This window comes from Pseudomonas edaphica, from assembly GCF_005863185.1.
GTDB classification, from domain to species: Bacteria; Pseudomonadota; Gammaproteobacteria; order Pseudomonadales; family Pseudomonadaceae; genus Aquipseudomonas; species Aquipseudomonas edaphica.
The window spans coordinates 1-2893 of record NZ_VBVZ01000719.1 but is presented as its reverse complement, the minus strand read 5'-3'; the positions used below and the strand labels follow the sequence as shown (position 1 = coordinate 2893).

The following is a 2893-nucleotide window of genomic DNA, read 5'->3' as shown; positions in this document are numbered from 1 at the left end:
GACGTGTTCGCGCTGGCGCTGGAGTTGAGCGACCGCGTGTACGCGCGCTCGGTGCATCAGCATGGGCAGATTACGCCGCGCATGGCCGAAGAAGGGATGCGGTTGTTTGATGCGTATGTGGGGCTTTATTTGCCGGCGTATTTGCCCAAGCGCTGATCGTTCCCACGCTCTGCGTGGGAATGCCGCCTGGGACGCTCCGCGTCCCGCCTGCATTGCGGTGACGCAGAGCGTCACGGGATGCATTACCACGCGGAGCGTGGGAACGATCAGTGGAGTGATCACAACTTGGCGATCGACACCTCGGTGGACTTCACAAAGGCAATCACTTCGCTGCCAATCACCAGTTCCAGCTCTTTGACCGAGCGAGTCGTGATCACCGAAGTCACGATGCCGGACGCGGTCTGCACGTCGATTTCCGACAGCACGTCGCCTTCGACGATTTCCTTGATGGTGCCTTTGAACTGGTTACGTACGTTGATGGCTTTGATAGTCATGATGGTTTTCCTCTATGCGTTATTGAGCCCAACGCAATTGCGTAGGCAGCGGTGAAACAGGTTCAGGTTCCGGCGGTGAGCCTGGCAGCGACAGCACCCGGTTAAGCACTTCAGCTTCCAGCGCGGCCAGGCGATGTGAGCCACGGGCACGCGGGCGTGGCAGGTCGACGATCAGGTCGAGGCCGATTTCGCCGTCTTCAATCAGAATCACGCGGTCAGCAATCGCCACGGCTTCGCTGACATCATGGGTGACCAGCAACACGGTGAAGCCGTGCTTCTGCCAAAGATTTTCGATCAGTTGCTGCATCTCGATGCGGGTCAGGGCGTCCAGCGCCCCCAACGGCTCATCGAGCAGCAACAGGCGCGGCTGGTGAATCAACGCGCGAGCCAGGGCCACGCGTTGCTTCTGGCCACCGGACAAGGCCGCCGGCCACTCATTGGCGCGCTCGGCCAAACCCACTGCCTCCAACGCTTCCAATGCCTTGGGACGCCAGTTGCCTTTAAGGCCCAGGCCCACGTTGTCGATGATTTTTTTCCACGGCAGCAAACGCGCTTCCTGGAACATCAACCGCGTGTCTTCAATCGCCTCGCTCAACGGCGCGGAGCCGGCCAACAGCTCGCCGCCACTGGCTTTATCGAGGCCTGCGAGCAGACGCAGCAAGGTACTTTTGCCGCAGCCGCTGCGGCCGACCACGGCCACGAACTGACCGGCCGGAATGTGCAGATCAATCTCTTTGAGTACTTCCCGCGCACCAAAGGCCTTGCGCAATTTGCGCACCGCCAGCGGGATGCCCTTGAGCAGGCGCGGAGGTTGTTGAGCGGTCATGCCGCACCTCCTTTATTCACTTGGTAAGCCGGATGCCAGCGCAGCCACACACGTTCCAGGCCACGCGCCGCGAGGTCGGCGAGTTTGCCGAGGATGGCGTAGAGCACAATCGCCAGTACCACCACGTCGGTTTGCAGGAATTCGCGGGCGTTCATCGCCAGGTAACCGATGCCGGAACTGGCCGAGATGGTTTCCGCCACGATCAGCGTCAGCCACATAAAGCCCAGGGCGAAGCGCACGCCCACCAGAATCGAAGGCAACGCGCCCGGCAGGATCACTTGCCAGAACAGGCTGAAACCGGACAAACCGTAGCTGCGCGACATCTCCACCAGCGCCGGGTCGACGTTGCGGATGCCGTGGTAGGTATTCAGGTAAATCGGGAACAGCGTGCCGAGGGCGACCAGGAAAATCTTCGCGGTCTCGTCAATGCCGAACCACAAAATCACCAGCGGAATCAGCGCCAGGTGCGGCACGTTGCGGATCATCTGCACCGAGCTGTCCAGCAGGCGCTCGCCCCACTTCGACAGGCCAGTGATAAAGCCCAGGGCCAAACCGATGCTGCCACCGATCACGAAGCCCAGGCCCGCACGCCAGCCGCTGATGGCCAGGTGCGTCCAGATTTCGCCGCTGCGTACCAGGTTGACCCCAGCTTCAATCACCGCACTGGGCGCCGGCAAAATGCGCGTCGACAACCAGCCCGCCGACACCGACAGCTGCCACACCGCCAGCAGTAAAATTGGCAGCACCCAGGGCGCAACACGATGACTTAATTTTTCAAAATCCATAATGGCGCCTCAGCTCTGCGACGCAGCTTTGGGAAGGATGTCGTTGGCGACCATTTCGCCGAACGGGCTGACGTAACCGGCGCTTTTTGGCAGCTCGGGACGCTCGATATCCAGGTGCGGGAACAACAGCTCGGCAACCCGATACGACTCTTCCAGGTGTGGGTAACCGGAGAAGATAAAAGTGTCGATGCCCAGCGCCGCGTATTCCTTGACCCGCGCCGCAACGGTTGGGCCATCACCCACCAGTGCAGTGCCCGCACCGCCACGCACCAGGCCGACACCGGCCCACAGGTTGGGGCTGACTTCGAGGTTGTCGCGGTTACCGCCGTGCAAGGCGGCCATGCGCTGCTGACCAACGGAATCGAAACGCGCCAGGGACGCCTGGGCGCGGGCGATGGTTTCGTCATCCAGATGGGAAATCAGTTTGTCGGCGGCTTTCCACGCGTCATCGTTGGTTTCGCGCACGATGACATGCAGGCGAATACCGAAGCGCACGGTGCGCCCAAGTTTTGCTGCCTTGGCCCGCACCTGCTCGATCTTTTCCGCGACGGCGGCCGGTGGTTCGCCCCAGGTCAACACCATTTCCACCTGTTCGGCTGCCAGGTCCTGGGCGGCTTCAGACGAGCCACCGAAGTACAGCGGCGGACGTGGCTGCTGGATCGGCGGGTAAAGCAATTTGGCGCCTTTGACACTGATGTGTTCGCCGTCGTAATCCACGGTTTCGCCTTCGAGCACGCGGCGCCAGATGCGGGTGAACTCCACCGAAGCCTGGTAACGCTCTTCATGGC

Annotated in this window: 4 protein-coding genes and 1 pseudogene; 1 reads left to right on the top strand and 4 read right to left on the bottom strand. The window is 61.4% G+C overall.

What is annotated here, in order from left to right; translation table 11 throughout:
• A pseudogene (locus tag FEM54_RS29500) lies at nucleotides 1-156 on the top strand (TetR/AcrR family transcriptional regulator); the annotation flags it as partial.
• Between the two features lie 122 nt (nucleotides 157-278).
• On the opposite strand, the gene FEM54_RS29495 reads toward FEM54_RS29500, so the two are convergent.
• The 4 genes from FEM54_RS29495 to FEM54_RS29480 form a co-directional block, all read right to left on the bottom strand.
• Nucleotides 279-494, bottom strand: a complete 216-nt coding sequence (locus tag FEM54_RS29495; protein WP_003213899.1) for a TOBE domain-containing protein — start codon at nucleotides 492-494, stop codon at nucleotides 279-281.
• Nucleotides 495-513: 19 nt separating this feature from the next.
• Entirely contained in the window at nucleotides 514-1320 is an 807-nt protein-coding gene (ssuB, locus tag FEM54_RS29490) for an aliphatic sulfonates ABC transporter ATP-binding protein (protein WP_017139537.1), read from the bottom strand.
• On the bottom strand, nucleotides 1317-2105 hold the full coding sequence (gene ssuC / locus FEM54_RS29485) for an aliphatic sulfonate ABC transporter permease SsuC (protein WP_017139538.1): 789 nt from the start codon (nucleotides 2103-2105) through the stop codon (nucleotides 1317-1319). The genes ssuB and ssuC overlap by 4 nt, the downstream gene beginning before the upstream one ends.
• 9 nt (nucleotides 2106-2114) lie before the next feature.
• A partial coding sequence (locus FEM54_RS29480) for an LLM class flavin-dependent oxidoreductase (protein WP_138453948.1) occupies nucleotides 2115-2893 on the bottom strand: 779 nt, incomplete at its 5' end.

What these genes read in the sequence shown, in the direction of transcription:
- FEM54_RS29495 (WP_003213899.1), bottom strand. Translation starts at nt 494, where the DNA reads ATGACTATCAAAGCCATCAACGTACGTAACCAGTTCAAAGGCACCATC.
- ssuB (WP_017139537.1), bottom strand. Translation starts at nt 1,320, where the DNA reads ATGACCGCTCAACAACCTCCGCGCCTGCTCAAGGGCATCCCGCTGGCG.
- ssuC (WP_017139538.1), bottom strand. Translation starts at nt 2,105, where the DNA reads ATGGATTTTGAAAAATTAAGTCATCGTGTTGCGCCCTGGGTGCTGCCA.